The organism is Thalassoroseus sp. (assembly GCF_984380535.1).
In genome coordinates this window covers 25,701-42,636 of record NZ_CFHRBF010000027.1, presented here as the reverse complement: position 1 = coordinate 42,636, position 16,936 = coordinate 25,701, and the positions used below count along the sequence as shown (strand labels likewise).

Sequence of the window (16,936 nt, the reverse complement as noted above, 5' to 3'; positions counted from 1 at the left end):
ATCAACAACGAAATCAGCAGAACCGGAGACACTTTCGAGTAGTTCATCGAAACCATCGTCGGGCAACCCAGGTAGTTCTGATGACAAGGCCTCTCTCACGCCGTGTCGACATCACTTCTCCAAAACTCCGGGATTCCCGTCATGTCAAGCCTTTCGAAAGTGTGTCTCCTTCTGACTTTGATTCTTTGCGTCTCCCCAGGAATTGCGAAGTCAGATGAGGTCCACACACTTCGATTCGAACCGGTTGACCGAAAACGCGACCGAACGGTTCCCCTGAAAATCTACCGCACGGATTCAAAGCTGCCGCAACCCGTAATTTTGTTTTCACATGGGCTGGGTGGGTCGCGAGAGAACAATGGCTATCTGGGAACGTACTGGGCAGCCGCTGGTTATACGGCGGTGTTCATGCAACATCCGGGGAGTGACGAAACCGTGTGGAAGACCGCCAAACTCCGCGAGCGATTCGATGCCCTCAAAGCCGCAGCGAGCATGAAAACTGCCTTACAACGGTTTGCTGATGTCCCGTTCGTGATTGACCAACTCGAACGATGGAACGAACAAGTCGATCATCCGCTGTATCGCAAACTCGACTTGGAACACATCGGAATGAGCGGACATAGTTATGGTGCCGTCACCACGCTAGCTGTTGCCGGACGCAAGTTCCCGTTCAATCAGACTTACCACGAAAAACGAATTGATGCGTTTCTTGCAATGAGTCCTCAACCGGGGAAAGCCGGTGATGTCTCTGAGACTTTTGGACACTTACAGCAACCGATTCTTTGCATGACCGGCACCCGCGATGGTAGCCCAATTGATCCGAGCATGCAGCCGGAAGATCGTCGCAAAGTCTATGCTGCTTTGCCGGCGGGTGACAAATACCAGTTGGTCTTGCATGACGCGGAACACTCCGCATTCGGCGACGGTGGACGACGACTAGCGGGGCGACAAGACCCCACACACCACCCTGCCATCCAGAAAATTAGCCTGCATTTCTGGGACGCTTACCTGAAAGACGATGCCCCGTCCAAACAGTGGTTACAGTCGAACCAAGTCATTCCCAAGACCGGCCTCAACGATCAAAACCTCTGGGAGTGGAAGTGACCGTTTTGCGAAATGCGTGTTGTATTCTCAAGCAAATACTCCGAGAATCTCAAGTTTTGCTGGGGAACCCGGCATTCATCGCTCGGTTTTGATGCAACCAGTCGTGTGCTTCAAGACATTTTCGCATCGAACCTGTCGTAACTTACAGGGGATTCCCTGAAAACTAAAATCTCTTCCCCTTTGGCACTCGGATTGCTTCGGTCAAATTCCGACGCTCTTCCATTCATCGGCTCTCATTCTCCGCCCTAATTCGCCAAAAGGGAATTGCATGGTTCGGTATCGTCGTCGAGGCTTCACGCTCATCGAACTGCTAGTCGTGATTGCGATCATCGCAATCCTCATTGCCCTACTCTTGCCTGCAGTGCAACAAGCTCGTGAAGCAGCCCGCAGAACTCAGTGTAAGAACAACCTCAAGAATGTGGGGCTTGCGCTTCACAACTATGCCGACGTCAACAAGAAGTTCCCGCTCGGGCAAACGAACGGTATTGGGACTCCAAACTGGCGTGTGCGAATTTTCCCCTTTCTCGAACAAGAAAATCTGTACGAACAACTCAACTTGACAGCACTTCAAGCCGACCCGTTGTTACGAGATTTGATTCTATCCGTTTACGAGTGCCCATCGTCGGCCGCCCCAGTGACACAACCGGACTCTTGGACAACCTGGTGGACGAACTATAAACATCAGGTACCAAGTTACATTGGGATTATGGGAACGTATCCTGATCCCGCGGGTCGCACATCAACGTATTCCGCATCTAACTATGGTGGCTATTGGACGAATAATGGAATGCTAGCCTGGAACGAAGCATTTGATTTCTCGGCCTGCTCCGATGGAACCACAAATACCATCATCGTCGCCGAGCAATCAGGATTTGTCGGTACACAAGATTTACGCAATGGCTATTACACTCCGTGGGGTGGTGTGACGAATGGTTCGTCGCGTGGCGTCAGTACCTGCGGATCGGGTGGCTGCGGCGACCTATGGGGTTGTGGTCTAACAGCAGTCATGCAACCGCCCAATGCCAAAACAGCCCTCACAGGCGGGAGCACTTCCTACAAGGGCAACACGCTCCTGAATTCGTTCCACCCCGGTGGTATTCAAGTCTGCCTAACCGACGGTTCCATCCGATTCATTTCCGACAACATCGACTTTCTGACCTTTCAACAACTCTGTGTAAAAGACGACGGCCAAGTCATCAAGGAGTTCTAGAGTCGTTGACGATTGGTCGGTGCGGTTTCTGTGTTGTGGAAGTTAGAAAGCAAAGACCTATTCGCTCTCACCGCGGATTCAGAAGACTGTAATACAGTCTCAACGACATCACCGTTCTTTTAGATTCGCGGCGATTCGAGGTTTCAATTCGAGTCGCCGCGTTTTTTCTGCCACGAAGTTTCTCACTCATAACCCGTCGAGTACGAAGGTCGACCATTGATGAATAACTGCGGTCTCCAATTTCCTATTGGCTGTTTATGCTTGCTTATTGCTACAAGCACGTTGCAGGGATGTTCTTCGAGTGAAGATCCCCAGGGAGAAATCTCTGGATCAGTAACTTACAAGGGTCAGCCACTCACAACTGGTGACATCAACTTCTATCAGCGATCGACTGGCGAGGCAGCGTCGATCCCAATTGACGAAACCGGCCATTTTGCGTTGGCAACGCCTCTAAAAACCGGCACCTACACGATCTCGTTTACACCTCCAGAACCAAAACAATTGCCCCCAGGAAGCCCGCCTCAAAAAGCCGACGAGTTCCCAGTCCCCAAGAAGTATTTCGACATAGCGAACTCTGATTTAACTCAAGAAGTCATCGACGGTGAGAACACAATTGAAATCGTAATACCCGAATAAGAAACTAGCAAAGATCAGGCGTGCTCATCGAGACTGAGCACGCCTGATTTGTTAACTAAAGTCGTCTACTATTCAATGTAGTGGTTTCTATTTTGTGGAAGTCGGAAGACAATGTCTTCGCCGCATCTTGCACGAACCTAGACGAGTGCAACCCGGTCTAAAGCCCTTCAACTTCCCAACCCTCGCGGTAGTCTTGCTTGACGAAGCTATTGGCTTTCTCAGAGTTGGTGAAGCGAAGTTTTCTGGCGTCCCATTTGAGTTCTTCGGAACCAACACGCGAAGCGACAACACCGAGTAACACTGTCTCTGTCAACGGTCCTGCATAGGCAAAGCTACTATTCGGCGTGCTACCATTTTTGATGCCTTTAACCCATTCTTCGTAGTGGTTCAGTTTCGGGACTTCGATGAGTTGAACAGGTGCAGGCGGGTAAACTTGAGGCATGCCGCCGTGGGGGCAAACAAGCGTGCGTTCTTCGCCGATCATCAATACGCCGTTCGAGGGCAACTTGGTACCGGGCGGAAGATGCGAGCCTTCGATGCTTGGTAGTCGTCCGCCGTCGTACCAGGTCATTTCGATGGTGTCTTCCGCAGTATGACGAGTGCCGCCAAACCGGTAACGAATGGTTTCTTCTTTCGGGAATGTTTCCGCGTTGGGCGTGGGACCATCGTATTTCACGGACAGAGCCGGTCCGAGTTCCAAGGACCACACGACCGGATCGATAATGTGACATCCCATGTCTCCCAAAGCACCCGCGCCGAAGTCGTACCAACCCCGCCACTTGAATGGGTGATACACGTTGTCGACAAAGGGACGTTCAGGAGCAACGCCCAGCCAAGCATCCCAGTCCAATCCCTTTGGCACCGGGTCGGAACCTTGCAGGCGATCAATGCCCTGGGGCCAAATCGGACGGTTAGACCAGGTGTGCGCAACTTTCACCTTGCCGAGAACTCCTTTCTGCACCCAATCGGCGAGGGTTCGATAACCGGCTCCGCTGTGGTTTTGGTTGCCCATTTGCGTGGAGACACCAGCTTCGGCGGCCGCTTTGGTCAGGGCACGAGACTCGTGAATCGTACGTGTAAGCGGTTTCTGTGTGTACGTCGCGATGCCGGCTTGCAGGGCGGTCATTGTGATCGGCGCGTGCATGTGGTCGGGCGTACTCACGGTGACGGCATCGATCTTGCCGGCCTCTTTATCGAAGAGTTCTCGCCAATCGCTGTAACGTCGGGCTTTCGGATACTTCTGGGCGGCTTGTGCAAACCCGCCGCGACGCGTGGTGTTCGTATCGACATCACAGAACGCCACGACATCGCAGAACTCGGCCGCCCCTGTGAGATCGGACCAACCTTTTCCGCCGACGCCAATGCTCGCCAGTCTCACGCGTCCGTTGGGTGACGCCGACTGAAGAACCGCCGGTGCTGCCAGTGGAATCGTCAGTCCCGCTGCGGTAGTAGTGAGGAATTCACGGCGATTGAGTCGGGAACGCTGCGTCATTGGTCATACTCCTGAAAATGTTTCGGAACCCGACTCATCGTAACCTGCTCGATGTCGAAACTTCCACCAACACATCAGCAGGAACTGTTTCCACCGGGCCGCTCGATTCGAGGGTAGCAATCTGTTATGACCGTTGGTAAAAGCTGACTTCCACACCAGAGCACCCATGACCGATACCACACCACAACTCGACCTCATCGCGACTATGCCTTTCGGATTGGAATCCGTCGTCGGGCGTGAATTGGCGGCTCTTGGGTATACCGATCAGACCACGAGCGATGGCCGCGTGCAGTTTCGGGGGGATTGGTCGGCGATCTGTCGGGCGAATTTGTGGCTGCGGAGTGCCGACCGTGTCCTCTGGAAGATCGCCGAGTTCCATGCGGACGACTTCGACACCCTCTTCGAGATCACCACGCTGCAGGATTGGCCAAACATCCTCGGTAAGACCGCCGCGTTTCCGGTGCGGGCGAAGAGTGTGCGATCACAGTTGCATCACACGCCGACGATTCAGTCCATGGTCAAAAAGTCGGTCGTCGAATCCTTACAACGTCGATTCGGCGGCACTTGGTTCGATGAATCGGGACCAACCTACGAGATCGATGTGTCGATCCTGAAAGACAAGGTCACGCTGGCCGTCAACACCACCGGCGCCAGCCTGCACAAACGCGGCTATCGCACGTTGGTGGGAAGTGCACCGCTCAAGGAAACACTTGCGTCGGCACTTGTGCAGTTGAGTTTCTGGAACCGAGAGCGACCGTTGATCGATCCATTCTGCGGTTCGGGTACGATCCCGATCGAGGCCGCAATGATCGGTCTCAACCGTGCCCCCGGCATGCACCGGGAATTCGCTTGCGGAACTTGGCCGCAGATTACCGCGGACTTGTGGACGGCCGCCAAAGAGGAAGCGAAGTTGCAAGAAATCGAAACTCTCGAACATCCGATTTTGGCGACTGATATCGACACACGTGCGATTCAATTGGCCCGCACCCATGCCGCTGCTGCCGGTGTTGCTGACTTCATTCACTTCGAACGCAAACCGTTCGCTGAGTTAAAAACTTCACGCGAGTATGGCTGCATCATTACGAATCCGCCCTACGGAGAGCGATCGAGTTCGCAGCGTCAAGCGGAAGCGACTTATCGCGAAATGCCCGCAGTGTTCGACTCGTTGCCAACGTGGTCGTTCTACGTGTTGGCTTCGAATCCGAAGTTCGAGCAAACCATCAATCGCAAAGCCGACCGACGACGGAAACTCTACAACGGTCGTTTGGCTTGCACCTACTACCAATTCCACGGCCCGCGCCCGCCTCGTTCCACCCCTGCCCCAACGAAGGAACCTGCCGAATGATTGCCTGTGAATTGTCTCGCCGATCGCTACTCGCGATGTTGGTCGCGTGTACTGTCGCGACAACGACACATGCGGATGACAAGCCGTTGAGTCAGATCGCTTTTGGATCATGTGCGAAGCAGGACCAACCACAGCCGATTTGGAACGCCATTCAGGTCAGCGATCCGCAACTATTTCTGTTCGTCGGCGACAGCATTTACGGTGACACCCGTGATATGGCGGTGTTGAAATCGAAATGGACGAAGTTGGGTGCTCAACCGGGTTATCAGAAACTCAAGGCTAATGTGCCGATCTTGGCGACATGGGACGATCACGATTACGGCGAAAACGATGCCGGAAGTGAATACCTGAAGAAAGTGGAGTCTCAGCAAATCTTTCTCGACTTCTTCGAAGAGCCGGCCGACTCCCCTCGACGAAAACGCGAAGGCGTGTATTTGGCGAAGATGTTTGGCCCCGAGGATCAGCGGGTGCAAGTCTTGTTGTTGGACACGCGTTACTTCCGGAGTCCGCTTATTCCGCAGCGGTGGCAAACCGAACCCGGTGCTGGCGAGCACGGCGTGTATCTGCCGAACACAAACAGCGATGCCACAATGCTCGGCGAAGCCCAATGGAAGTGGCTCGAAGAGGAACTTCAGAAGCCGGCAAAGGTGCGTATTATTGTGTCCAGCATTCAAGTCGTGGCCGATCAACACGGCTGGGAAAAATGGGGGTTGATGCCCCACGAACGCGAACGGCTGTTCGAACTGATCAAGAAGACCAAAGCGAACGGCGTGATTTTTATCAGCGGCGATCGACATCATGCGGAGATTTCCCGATTGCCTACCGTCGTCGTCGGTTACCCGATTTACGATGTCACGTCCAGCAGTTTGAACACACCGAGCGAATGGCGGAACGAACTCAACGAACACCGCGTTGGCGTAGTGTACAATCCGGTCAATTTTGGCATGATCCAGATTGACTGGCAGGTTGCCGACCCTACCATTCGTCTACAAGTTCGCGACCTGCAAAACAAAGTCGTTCTGCAAGCCAAAACAAAGTTGAGCGAACTTCAACACCCCGCAAAGTGACCCGGCCATCATGTCGACATTGCCATCGCCCGACCGTTCGCTGTGCTTGATCATCAATGGAAAATGTCGAGACGATGAGGAACTCGTCCGCGTCGTCGATTTACTGAAGTCGCAAGGGCGACGGATCGAGGTCAACGTCACTCAGCAAGCCGGTGATGCTTTTGAAATCGCCAAGGATCGTTGCACGACCGATTGGGACGCGATCGTGGCCATCGGCGGTGACGGCACTGCGAACGAAGTTGCTCAGGGCATGCTCGCTGCGGATGAGATCAAAGCCGCGTTCGCCCTTGTTCCCTTCGGTACCGCCAACGATTTCGCCACCGCATGCGGGATTCCGGCGAATAATCCAGATGTCGCGTTCGAAATGCTCGACAAAGCCCCCCGCAAAGCGTTGGACGTGGGCAAAATCAACGATCAGTACTTCATCAACATGGTCAGTTGCGGTTATGGCGCGGAGATCACCGCCGAAACACCGCCGGAATTGAAACAACTGCTCGGCGGATTCGCGTACTTCCTCACTGGAGTGACTCAAGCGGCCAACATTCAACCGCGACATGTTCACGTGAAGGCGGATGGGTTCGAGTGGACTGGCGATGCCCTTGCGATCACGGTGGGGAACGGGCGTCAATCCGGCGGCGGTTACAAACTCGCGCCACACGCTGTCATCGATGACGGGCTGCTCGATGTCACCATTGTCAAAGACTTCCCACTGACGCAGTATTTCGGGGTGTTAGCCGAGCTGAAGGAAATGACCACTCACTTCGAGAGCGAACACCTAATGTACCACCAGACGGATCGACTCATCATCGAAGCTCCCAAGGGATTACAGTTCAATCTTGACGGCGAACCCGGCGAAGGCACCCATTTGGAATTCGAGTCGCTTCCTCAACGTCTCCCGTGTTATTTGCCGATTCGAGCACCGTTCCAGGAGTTGTAGGGCAGGATTTGGGGTTAGGAATTAGGTATCAGACGCAAGAAGAACGAATCCGGTCTGCCCGAAATCCTCATCTCTATCCTCTAAATCCTCACCCCAGCCGTTAAACTTCCCGCCGGCTGCGGTTACACTGTGAGACCCAACCGCGAAACCACTGAGGAACTTTCATGGACATTCTTCTAGCCAACCCACGAGGCTTCTGTGCCGGTGTGAACATGGCGATTGACTGCCTCGACGAGGCGATCCGCATGTTTGGGTCGGATATCTACGTTTACCATGAAATCGTGCACAACAAGTACGTTGTCGAACGTTTTACGAAGCAAGGAGTGACGTTCGTTGACGATGTCAGCGAAGTTCCGGAAGGCTCCATTCTGCTCTACAGTGCTCATGGGGTTTCGCCGGAAATCCGTGAACAATCGCGTGCACGGAAACTGCAAACCATCGACGCCACTTGCCCGCTCGTCACGAAAGTGCACATGGAGGCCATTCGTTACGCACGTGATGGGTACAACATTCTGTTGATCGGTCACGAAGGCCACGATGAAGTCATCGGCACCATGGGTGAAGCACCGGAGAGTATCACCCTCGTTGAAACTCCAGAAGAAGTCGCGGAACTTTCATTTGGCCCGGACGATAAACTCGCGTACCTCACACAGACCACGCTTAGTGTGACGGAAGCGGGAGCCGTGATCGATGCCCTACGACAACGCTATCCGCACATCGAATCACCGCCCAAAGAAGACATTTGCTACGCCACCACAAACCGGCAAGACGCGATTTCTCAGTTGGCACCGCTCGCGGATTTGGTGTTGGTGTTGGGCAGCCAGAACAGTTCGAACAGTCGCCGTTTGAAAGAAATCGGCGAAGGTCTCGGCAAACCGTCGTTCCTCATCGACTCCGTTTCCGAACTGCAATCGGAATGGTTCGACGATGTCAAAACAGTTCTGATTTCCGCCGGTGCCAGTGCTCCGGAAGTCGTTGTTGAGGAAGTGGTCGATCACCTCGTCAAAACTTACAACGCGACTATGCGAGAAGAAGTCATTCGGGAGGAACACGTCCACTTCCCGCTGCCGAAAGAACTCCGCCGACTGCAAGTCATCAACTAACAACGCTTGCAAGTCCCCGATGACCTTCGTAGCATCAGCACATCAACATGCGCTGATTTCACTCCTGTTAGTGTCTCGGACTTCGGGGACTGCCTAGATCGCTCGTCATGAACGAGCAAGCCGGCGACGTGACGGACTTCCGTTTCGCCGAAAGACTTGCTCGTGATCATGGGTCATGTCGTGAGCATTGCCCTGCGTCCTGGATCGCATGGGACAACCAGTCGGCGTACTTCGCGATGCTCGTGATTAGAGAACGCGAGAGTTCCCGGATGCAGCACGGACATCGGAGACCGTAATAGGTTTAACTCGATTTTTTGAGCAATCGATACCCCAGTAACAGCAACATGGTGCCGCCAACTGCCATTGCGAAGCTACGAATATCGAATCCTTCCACGGTTCCCCATCCAAGTCGCGTGCCGATGAATCCCCCGACGAATGCACCAGCAATCCCAAGGAGAATCGTCACCAAGCATCCGCCTGGATCATCGCCCGGCATCAACAATTTTCCGACTGCTCCGGCGATCAATCCAAAGATAGCCCAATACAAAAACGCCATTATTTGTCCTTCTTTCTGATGTCTAAGGAGAAAGTCTAGGTTCGATGGCGAACAGTGCAATTCTTGCACCACTTTTGGCTGGAAATCCGGCCAAGTTGGCCCGCACGAATTTCCGCCGTTCGACCTTACGACCGTAAGTCTTTACGACATCGAAAAATACAACAAACCACCCCATCAAACACCACCTGATTTTTGAAGTGTGACGCGAGGTTTACAATGCAGGTTTTTGGTCGGCACTATCAGAACGGTGAACCGATTCGAGTCACCTTGGACGCTGGACGGATCCAACGCGTCGACCCCGTTTGGCCGAACGAATCCGCCACCGATTGGCCTTGGATTGCTCCCGGGCTATTCGACTTGCAGATCAACGGACACTCGGGGACTTGGTTCAGCCAAGAGAATCTGACCGCCGATGACGTATGTGTTGTGGTCGAGAAGTATCTGGCGCACGGCGTGACTCGTCTTTGTCCCACGTTGATTACCAACTCGTACGAAGCCCTTCGCGATGGGTTTTCTGCCGTCGCCGAGGCCTGCGAGCGACACGATTGGGTCAACCGCATGGTGCCCGGATGTCATTTGGAAGGTCCTTATATCTCCGCCGAAGACGGCCCACGCGGTGCCCATCCGTTGGAACATGTCCGAGCCGCCAATTGGGACGAGTTCGCCGAATGGCAGAAAGCCTCTGGCAATCGGATTCGATTGGTCACGGTTGCACCGGATCAGGAAAATGTCATCCCGTTCATTCGGCAAGCGGTGGAGTCAGGCGTTGTAATTTCTATCGGCCACACCGGAGCCAGCCCGGAACAGATTCAAGCAGCGGTCGATGCCGGCGCAACCAAGAGCACCCATCTTGGCAACGGGGCACACGGGACGTTAAAGCGTCACCCGAATTATCTGTGGGAACAACTCGGTGATTCACGTCTGTGGGCGGGCATCATTACCGACGGGCATCACCTTCCACCAAGTGTCGTGCGGTCAATCATCGCAGCCAAAGGCGTCGATCGCACGATCATCACATGTGATGCCTCAGGACTCGCCGGTTGTCCCCCGGGTGTGTATCAAGAGGGTGCCGTCGCGATGGAGGTGTTGGAAGACGGTCGGCTTGTGGTTGCCGGTCAACGACAATACCTGGCCGGTTCCGGACAAGAAACCGACCACTGTGTGGCGACCGCGATGAAGATGGCCCCGATCACGCTTGGTCAAGCCGTTGATATGACCAGCCGCAACCCGGCCTTGCTTCTCGGCTACGAAGAGTGTCGTCTCCGTCGCGGATCCCGAGCCGACCTTGTCCTCTTCCATTGGCAACCCGGCGGATCATTCGACACCATCGCCACTTTCTTAGCGGGTGAACTCAAATACGGCGACGTGCCGGAGCTCAGCGTTTGCTCTTCCTAACGCCATCTACTGCCAACGAGCATTGACGCCAATCCAATAAAATCGGTTAGAGGAGAATTTTTCGAAAATAACTGCACCGCTTTGGGAACATGCGTGTTAATTGTGGGAACTGTTCCAATCTCGCCTCCTGTCACCGCTCGCCCAAGGAGTCTACCCATGTCCGATGCAGCTACCACGAACAATCCCCCCACCTCGAACAAATCAGGCGTTCTACTTGCAATTGTTGGCATGGCCGCCACTTTTGCGGCCGGCTGGTTCCTGTCAACAAACAACAAAGACGTGACCGAGCAGGATATCACTCGCGATCCAGTTGGGATTTCAACTCAACTCGAACAAGTCGTCGCGGGTAAACGGTCCTCCTTTGTCGACACTGGAGCTACCGACGTAACCTTGGAAAAAATCCCGAAGAAAACACGGGTGATGAGATTGTTCCTAGAAAGTCCCAACATTACGGATGCTGGCCTGAAGCATTTGGAGACCCTCCAAGACGTCCAAGCGATCAGTCTCGCGGGGACGCACATTACGGACAAAGGCCTCGCTTCTTTAGCTGAGTTTTCTGATCTGATTGAAGTCAACTTGAATCGCACGGATATTCGCGGATCAGGGCTGGATCACCTAAGCGGTGCTCACCGGTTGCTTGAGTTGCGATTGCGTGAAACAAACATGACTGATGACGAGTCCGACGTGTTGAAGAAGTTCCCGCACTTGCGTCGCTTGAGTTTGCACGGGACGCGTGTGACCGACAAAGCCATGCCAGCGATTTCCGAGTTGACCGATCTCGAAGAACTTCGCCTCGGTAAAACCATAGTGACTGACGAAGGACTCAAGTCGATCAGTTCCCTATCAAAACTTCGTCGCCTTTCATTGATGGGTACCAAAGTCACGGATAAAGGGCTGGATCACCTGAAAGGTCTCACGGAACTCTATGAGGTTCTCTTAGACGAAACTGCAATCACAGATGCTGGCCTGAAAACTCTCGAACAGTTGCCGAAACTCCAGCGAGTTTCGGTTGGCGGCACGAAAGTGACTGGCTCGGGAATTGAATCGCTTTCAGCTAAGGAGTCGCTAACGGCGATCTATGTCGATGAAGATCAAGTCAACAACGATTTGATGCAGAAACTGCAGAAGGAACATCCCGCTCTCCACATTGAAGTCGTTTCTGCAACATATGAATAGAAGACGATTGTAGTATACTTAGGATCGTAGCAGTCTCTGTTTCGTGAATAACGCTGACTATCGAATCAAACAGGCACATTACAGATCTCAAAGACCGTAATGCGGTCTTGTAACTCTTTAGTCAAGAGACTGATACTTTCGATTTCTAACTCCAAGTAAAGACAACACTCATGCAAGCCCGCAAACAATTTTCTTTCCTTTTGCTCACAGCAACGTTGTGTTTACTTGGAGTTCATCTCCCGGCCCAAGATGACAATCAAAACTCGTACACTGGCCCACAAGAGAAGCTGCACGTCTATTTGTTGATCGGCCAATCGAATATGGCGGGACGGGCGCCGTTTAGTGCCGAGCAATCCGGGACAATCGAGGGTTGTTATCTGTTCAACGGCGATGACCAATGGGAGCCTGCGAAGAATCCGTTCAACCGATATTCCACAATTCGCAAGGCACTTAACATGCAGAAGATGAACCCTGGCTATGGGTTTGTCCAGACGATGCGGAAGACGAAAAAAGATACGACCATCGGCCTCGTGGTGAACGCCAAAGGCGGCACGAAGATTGAACAATGGGCCAAAGGCACACAGTTCTATCAAGAAGCCGTCCGACGAGCCAAGGAAGCGCAAAAGACGGGCACACTCAAAGGCATTCTTTGGCACCAAGGCGAAGGCAACGGTGGTAACCCGGATGGCTACCTACAAAAGCTGGAAACTCTAATCACGGACCTTCGCACTGACTTAGACATTGAAAATCTACCGTTTGTCGCCGGTCAAGTTCATGAACTTCCGCCGATCAACAATCAAATCGCCCAACTTCCTGAAACCGTCCCGTATACAGGCTATGCAAGTTCCGAAGGTCTAAAAGTCATGGACCGTTGGCACTTCGACACGCCTAGCATGCAAAAGCTCGGCCAGCGTTACGCCGAAGAAATGCTCAAAGTTGAAGCAAAGCTCGACAACGAACCTGTAAACTAGTGGAACGTCAGATTTGAATTGACACGTCAGTAATTTGTGTATGCACACTGATATGCGTGCAGCCTTGCGCAGCGATCATCCATTTCTGAGGGAACGCCCACTAACAGACCCGACTCTTTCGCCACAAACATGAATTCTTTGTAAAGAGCTTCGCTTTGAGGTGAGAAACCGGTATGCTTCTCGTATCGATCTCTCACCTACTGACTTCGTATTGGGCGAAAATTCATGAACGTCGGAAACACTTGGTTGGCCGTCTGTTTGGGGATATTTGCCATTCATGCCGGACCGGAACTAGTCGCCCAGATTCCTGAATCGCTGTCGACACCGGATTCCGTTGAGTCGTCAATTGGCATGCTCGAATTTCAAGATGGGGTGCCAACCGTCGAGACCGCCAGACGTGTTCAGGACCATCAGACCCTCGTCCGCGCTATCGATGTCTACAATAATAGTTTCCGGGGTGCTTCGGCATTAGCCATTGCCAAGGGATTGAATAGCATCGGTGCTGATGACAATAGCGTCGTCATCTTTTCGAAATTGATGGATGCGAATTCGTTGTTTCTCACGGCCAACTGCGACACGGTTTACTACATGTCGGTCGTGAATCTCACTAAAGGACCGATGGTCATTGAGCAACCGCCGTTGGGGTTGGGCACCATCAATGACATGTGGTTCTCGTGGATTATTGACATCGGTCGCCCTGGACCTGATCGCGGCGAAGGTGGGAAATACCTACTCGTTCCACCGGGATACGATGGTCCGCTCCCCGAAGGTGGTTACTTCGTCGCACATTCCAAAACGAACCGGGTGTTGTACGCGGCTCGTTCGTTCTTAGTGGACGACGATCCGGCACCGGCCGTCAAGAACATCAAACAAAACCTGAAGATTTACCCGTACAAGCCCGGCGGTTTTGGTACCAGCATTGCCACCGCCCTTCAAGGGGAGGTGAAACTTGGCCAAGCTCCGCCACCCCCTGAAACCAAGTTCATCGAGGGCAGCGGCAAATCGTTTAACACGATTCCCCCAAGCGACTACAATTTCTTTAAGTTGATTAACGAAACCGTGCAGCAGGAACCGGCGACTAGTTACGACGTCGAACTAGCCGGTCAGATGGCGGCGATCGGCATTGTCCATGGACAACCTTTCAAACCCGATGCCCACACAAAGAAGATCCTGACCGATGCGGCGGCTATTGGCAATGCGACGGGACGCTGTTTGAACTGGCGGTTTCGCGTATCGCATCCCGATTGGGCATACTACGAGAATTCACAATGGGGCAATATGCTCTTTGAAGGTGGAGCGTTCTTCGAGACCCCGCCGCCACAATTTACAGCCGAAGGCATGTTCAAGCCCTATCCACCGACTGGCGCGCGAACGCTCGATTCGCGGACTGCATTCTACTATGCCTACACACTTGATTCGCCCGGAATGATCATGCGGATTCCAGGTGTCGGCTCACAGTATCTTATGAGTTTCTTAGACGCTGATGGCAACCCATTCGACGGTGCCAAGACCTACAAAGTGACCCTCCCCAAAGGCATTCCCGCGCGGGCGTTTTGGTCCCTGACTTTGTACGACAACCAGTCCCGTTCGATGCTGGCAACGCCACAACATTACCCTCGTGCCGGTAGTCAGGAATACCCGTCGCCCGCGGCGGAAGCTGAGGCGGACGGTTCAACCACCGTTTACTTTGCACCTCAGCAGCCTGAAAACGTCAAGCGTGGCAACTGGATTCAAACCGATCCCAAGAAGGGCTGGTTTACAATCCTCAGGCTCTATAGTCCGCTGCCATCGTTCTTCGATAAGAGCTGGCAACCTAGCGAAATTGAACTCGTCAACTAAGCCTTAAAGTCATGACACGCTGGCATTTGAAATCTTAGCACGAATACCAAAGTATGGGTTACACTCCACTAACCCGGCCTATTTGATTCCTAACTAGTTCGCGGCCAAGTCGAGACACAAAAACTCTTTGTCATTGCGAAGATAGACTTTGCGGTTGGCCCATGCGGGAGGTGACCAGACGACGTCTCTTCCAAAGGCGTTGTTGGTGGGCTCGATGACTTTGACGCGGTCAATTTCTTCGTAGCCTTTGGGGGAGAGTTTGGCGATGAGTAGTTCGCCATGTTCGTTGAACATCCAGAATCGTTCACCGTTTTTGACGATAAACGCCGTTGCGGAGTTCGAGGGGCGTTCCGTGTTGACCGGCTTCCCGGACTGCCACAGCCGCTCGCCGGTTTTCAGCTCCACGCCGTACATCAGACCATTTTGATCGAAGCCGTAGAGTGTTCCGTCTTGCAAAAACGGTTGCACGTTGACTGGTGAAATGGCTTTCTTTGAGCGATCTCGCCAGAGCGTTTTTGCAGCGGGCTTGTCTTGGTCGAGTTCAATCAGGATGTTGGTGTTCGAGAAGCTGCCAGCAAACAGTAGATTGTCTTCATGGACCGGCGTCATGATAGCTGCACCGTTAGTCGCTTCGTAAGGCACTGACCAGTACAACTTCCCGGATTCGGGATCGACAGACGCGACTGCGGACGGGTGGAACAGAATGAGTTGTCGAACGCCACCGGCTTCGATGATAGACGGTGGCACATAGCCTGTTTCTAGTGTTCGAAGCGCTCGCCAGATTTCATCGCCCGTATCCTTGTCGAACGCCACCGCATGAGCGTCGCGGCCGCCAACGATACAAATCAGTCTATCGCCATCGATTAACGGATGAGCCGCGAATCCCCACAGCGGTGTTTTGGCTTGATAGTCACTCGGAAAATTCTTGGACCACTCGACGTTCCCGGTTTGCGTATCCAAACACAACAGATCGCCTTCGGCTCCGAGCGTATAAACTTTTCCTTCGTGAACGGTCGGCGTGCAACGCGGACCGGCAGGATAGGAAATGCGATACCGCACCGGGTATTCGTGTTTCCAGATTTCTTTCCCGGTCGCTTCATCCAAGCACAAGACACGCTCGGTTCCGGAAAACTGCTTACGATCGAAGTTGTCAACTTTGACGTTCTCTTTCGTCACATAATCGGTGAGGTAAACCCGGCCGTCGGCAACCGCCGGTCCCGAGTACCCACCAGCCACCGGAACCCGCCACACCACGCGAGGACCGTCGTCAGGAAACGCTTCCAGAATCCCCTCGTCCCGCCAAACATTATCACGCTTCGGCCCCATCCACTGCGGCCAATCGTCCGCGAAGAGACTGGTCGTCATGAACACCACGAAGAACATCGGCAGTAATTGTTGCAAACACATGGAAGGACTTTCGTGATCAACGTTGAATACGAGTTAGACTGGGATCAACGTACCGTCAACAAGTGTCAATTCCAACTTCGCGTGCAAGCACTCAGCGGAGAGAACACGTTTAGTGCCTCGTCAGGCACAGCCTGACCTACTTAACTATTGCCAACAATGATAGATTCCAACCTCCCCAGCAAGAATTCGGCGGTGGGGGCACCTTCCAAACCTTGTCTAGTACTTTGACAGACGCAGCCTGACCTACTTAACTTAGACGCTGATGGCAACCCATTCGACGGTGCCAAGATTTACAAAGTGACCCTCCCCAAAGGCATTCCCGCGCGGGCGTTTTGGTCCCTGACTTTGTACGACAACCAGTCCCGTTCGATGCTGGCAACGCCACAACATTACCCTCGTGCCGGTAGTCAGGAATACCCGTCGCCCGCGGCGGAAGCTGAGGCGGACGGTTCAACCACCGTTTACTTTGCACCTCAGCAGCCTGAAAACGTCAAGCGTGGCAACTGGATTCAAACCGATCCCAAGAAGGGCTGGTTTACAATCCTCAGGCTCTATAGTCCGCTGCCATCGTTCTTCGATAAGAGCTGGCAACCTAGCGAAATTGAACTCGTCAACTAAGCCTTAAAGTCATGACACGCTGGCATTTGAAATCTTAGCACGAATACCAAAGTATGGGTTACACTCCACTAACCCGGCCTATT

Annotated in this window: 15 protein-coding genes and 1 pseudogene; 13 read left to right on the top strand and 3 right to left on the bottom strand. The window is 53.3% G+C overall.

All coding sequences use genetic code 11. The features are described from left to right. Window positions 1-141: 141 nt before the first annotated feature. The 3 genes from AC5DDB_RS28055 to AC5DDB_RS28045 all read left to right on the top strand — a co-directional run bounded on the left by AC5DDB_RS28055 (window position 142) and on the right by AC5DDB_RS28045 (window position 2,947). Window positions 142-1,101 (top strand): alpha/beta hydrolase family protein, encoded by a 960-nt coding sequence (locus AC5DDB_RS28055; RefSeq protein WP_491743086.1) that lies wholly within the window; start codon window positions 142-144, stop codon window positions 1,099-1,101. Window positions 1,102-1,369: 268 nt separating this feature from the next. Continuing rightward, the gene (locus tag AC5DDB_RS28050; protein WP_491743085.1) at window positions 1,370-2,311 is read left to right on the top strand and encodes a DUF1559 domain-containing protein; all 942 of its coding nucleotides are present in this window, start codon (window positions 1,370-1,372) and stop codon (window positions 2,309-2,311) included. 219 nt (window positions 2,312-2,530) lie between these two features. Further along, on the top strand, window positions 2,531-2,947 hold the full coding sequence (locus AC5DDB_RS28045; protein ID WP_491743084.1) for a hypothetical protein: 417 nt from the start codon (window positions 2,531-2,533) through the stop codon (window positions 2,945-2,947). Window positions 2,948-3,104: 157 nt separating this feature from the next. On the opposite strand, the gene AC5DDB_RS28040 is transcribed toward AC5DDB_RS28045, so the two are convergent. Beyond that, entirely contained in the window at window positions 3,105-4,439 is a 1,335-nt protein-coding gene (locus AC5DDB_RS28040; RefSeq protein WP_491743083.1) for a Gfo/Idh/MocA family protein, read from the bottom strand. A gap of 166 nt (window positions 4,440-4,605) precedes the next feature. On the opposite strand from AC5DDB_RS28040, the gene AC5DDB_RS28035 reads away from it, so the two are divergent. The 4 genes from AC5DDB_RS28035 (at window position 4,606) to ispH (ending at window position 8,891) form a co-directional block, all read left to right on the top strand. Further along, window positions 4,606-5,784: a THUMP domain-containing class I SAM-dependent RNA methyltransferase gene (locus tag AC5DDB_RS28035; RefSeq protein WP_491743082.1), complete on the top strand. Its 1,179-nt coding sequence runs from the start codon at window positions 4,606-4,608 to the stop codon at window positions 5,782-5,784. Beyond that, window positions 5,781-6,851 carry an alkaline phosphatase D family protein gene (locus AC5DDB_RS28030; protein ID WP_491743081.1) on the top strand — a complete coding sequence of 357 codons (1,071 nt, stop codon included), beginning with the start codon at window positions 5,781-5,783 and terminating at the stop codon, window positions 6,849-6,851. The genes AC5DDB_RS28035 and AC5DDB_RS28030 overlap by 4 nt, the downstream gene beginning before the upstream one ends. A 10-nt stretch (window positions 6,852-6,861) precedes the next feature. Then, window positions 6,862-7,788, top strand: a complete 927-nt coding sequence (gene yegS, locus AC5DDB_RS28025; RefSeq protein ID WP_491743080.1) for a lipid kinase YegS — start codon at window positions 6,862-6,864, stop codon at window positions 7,786-7,788. A gap of 164 nt (window positions 7,789-7,952) precedes the next feature. Next, window positions 7,953-8,891 carry a 4-hydroxy-3-methylbut-2-enyl diphosphate reductase gene (gene ispH / locus AC5DDB_RS28020; RefSeq protein ID WP_491743079.1) on the top strand — a complete coding sequence of 313 codons (939 nt, stop codon included), beginning with the start codon at window positions 7,953-7,955 and terminating at the stop codon, window positions 8,889-8,891. Between the two features lie 301 nt (window positions 8,892-9,192). Here ispH and AC5DDB_RS28015 read toward each other — a convergent pair whose 3' ends face one another. Next, window positions 9,193-9,447 (bottom strand): GlsB/YeaQ/YmgE family stress response membrane protein, encoded by a 255-nt coding sequence (locus AC5DDB_RS28015; protein ID WP_491743078.1) that lies wholly within the window; start codon window positions 9,445-9,447, stop codon window positions 9,193-9,195. 216 nt (window positions 9,448-9,663) lie between these two features. On the opposite strand from AC5DDB_RS28015, the gene AC5DDB_RS28010 reads away from it, so the two are divergent. The 4 genes from AC5DDB_RS28010 to AC5DDB_RS27995 all read left to right on the top strand — a co-directional run bounded on the left by AC5DDB_RS28010 (window position 9,664) and on the right by AC5DDB_RS27995 (window position 14,828). Next, window positions 9,664-10,842, top strand: coding sequence for an N-acetylglucosamine-6-phosphate deacetylase (locus AC5DDB_RS28010; protein WP_491743077.1), 1,179 nt, complete (start codon window positions 9,664-9,666; stop codon window positions 10,840-10,842). Between the two features lie 156 nt (window positions 10,843-10,998). Next, window positions 10,999-12,018 carry a leucine-rich repeat domain-containing protein gene (locus AC5DDB_RS28005; RefSeq protein WP_491743076.1) on the top strand — a complete coding sequence of 340 codons (1,020 nt, stop codon included), beginning with the start codon at window positions 10,999-11,001 and terminating at the stop codon, window positions 12,016-12,018. 170 nt (window positions 12,019-12,188) lie between these two features. Then, on the top strand, window positions 12,189-12,989 hold the full coding sequence (locus tag AC5DDB_RS28000) for a sialate O-acetylesterase (protein WP_491743075.1): 801 nt from the start codon (window positions 12,189-12,191) through the stop codon (window positions 12,987-12,989). Window positions 12,990-13,214: 225 nt separating this feature from the next. Next, window positions 13,215-14,828 (top strand): DUF1254 domain-containing protein, encoded by a 1,614-nt coding sequence (locus AC5DDB_RS27995; RefSeq protein WP_491743074.1) that lies wholly within the window; start codon window positions 13,215-13,217, stop codon window positions 14,826-14,828. A 93-nt stretch (window positions 14,829-14,921) separates the two neighbouring features. Here AC5DDB_RS27995 and AC5DDB_RS27990 read toward each other — a convergent pair whose 3' ends face one another. Beyond that, window positions 14,922-16,235, bottom strand: coding sequence for a PQQ-binding-like beta-propeller repeat protein (locus tag AC5DDB_RS27990; RefSeq protein WP_491743072.1), 1,314 nt, complete (start codon window positions 16,233-16,235; stop codon window positions 14,922-14,924). 12 nt (window positions 16,236-16,247) lie between these two features. Here AC5DDB_RS27990 and AC5DDB_RS27985 point away from each other — a divergent pair, with 12 nt between their 5' ends. Next, window positions 16,248-16,370, top strand: coding sequence for a hypothetical protein (locus AC5DDB_RS27985; RefSeq protein WP_491743073.1), 123 nt, complete (start codon window positions 16,248-16,250; stop codon window positions 16,368-16,370). 117 nt (window positions 16,371-16,487) lie between these two features. Beyond that, window positions 16,488-16,853: pseudogene (locus AC5DDB_RS27980) on the top strand (DUF1214 domain-containing protein); the annotation flags it as partial. Between the last annotated feature and the right edge of the window lie 83 nt (window positions 16,854-16,936).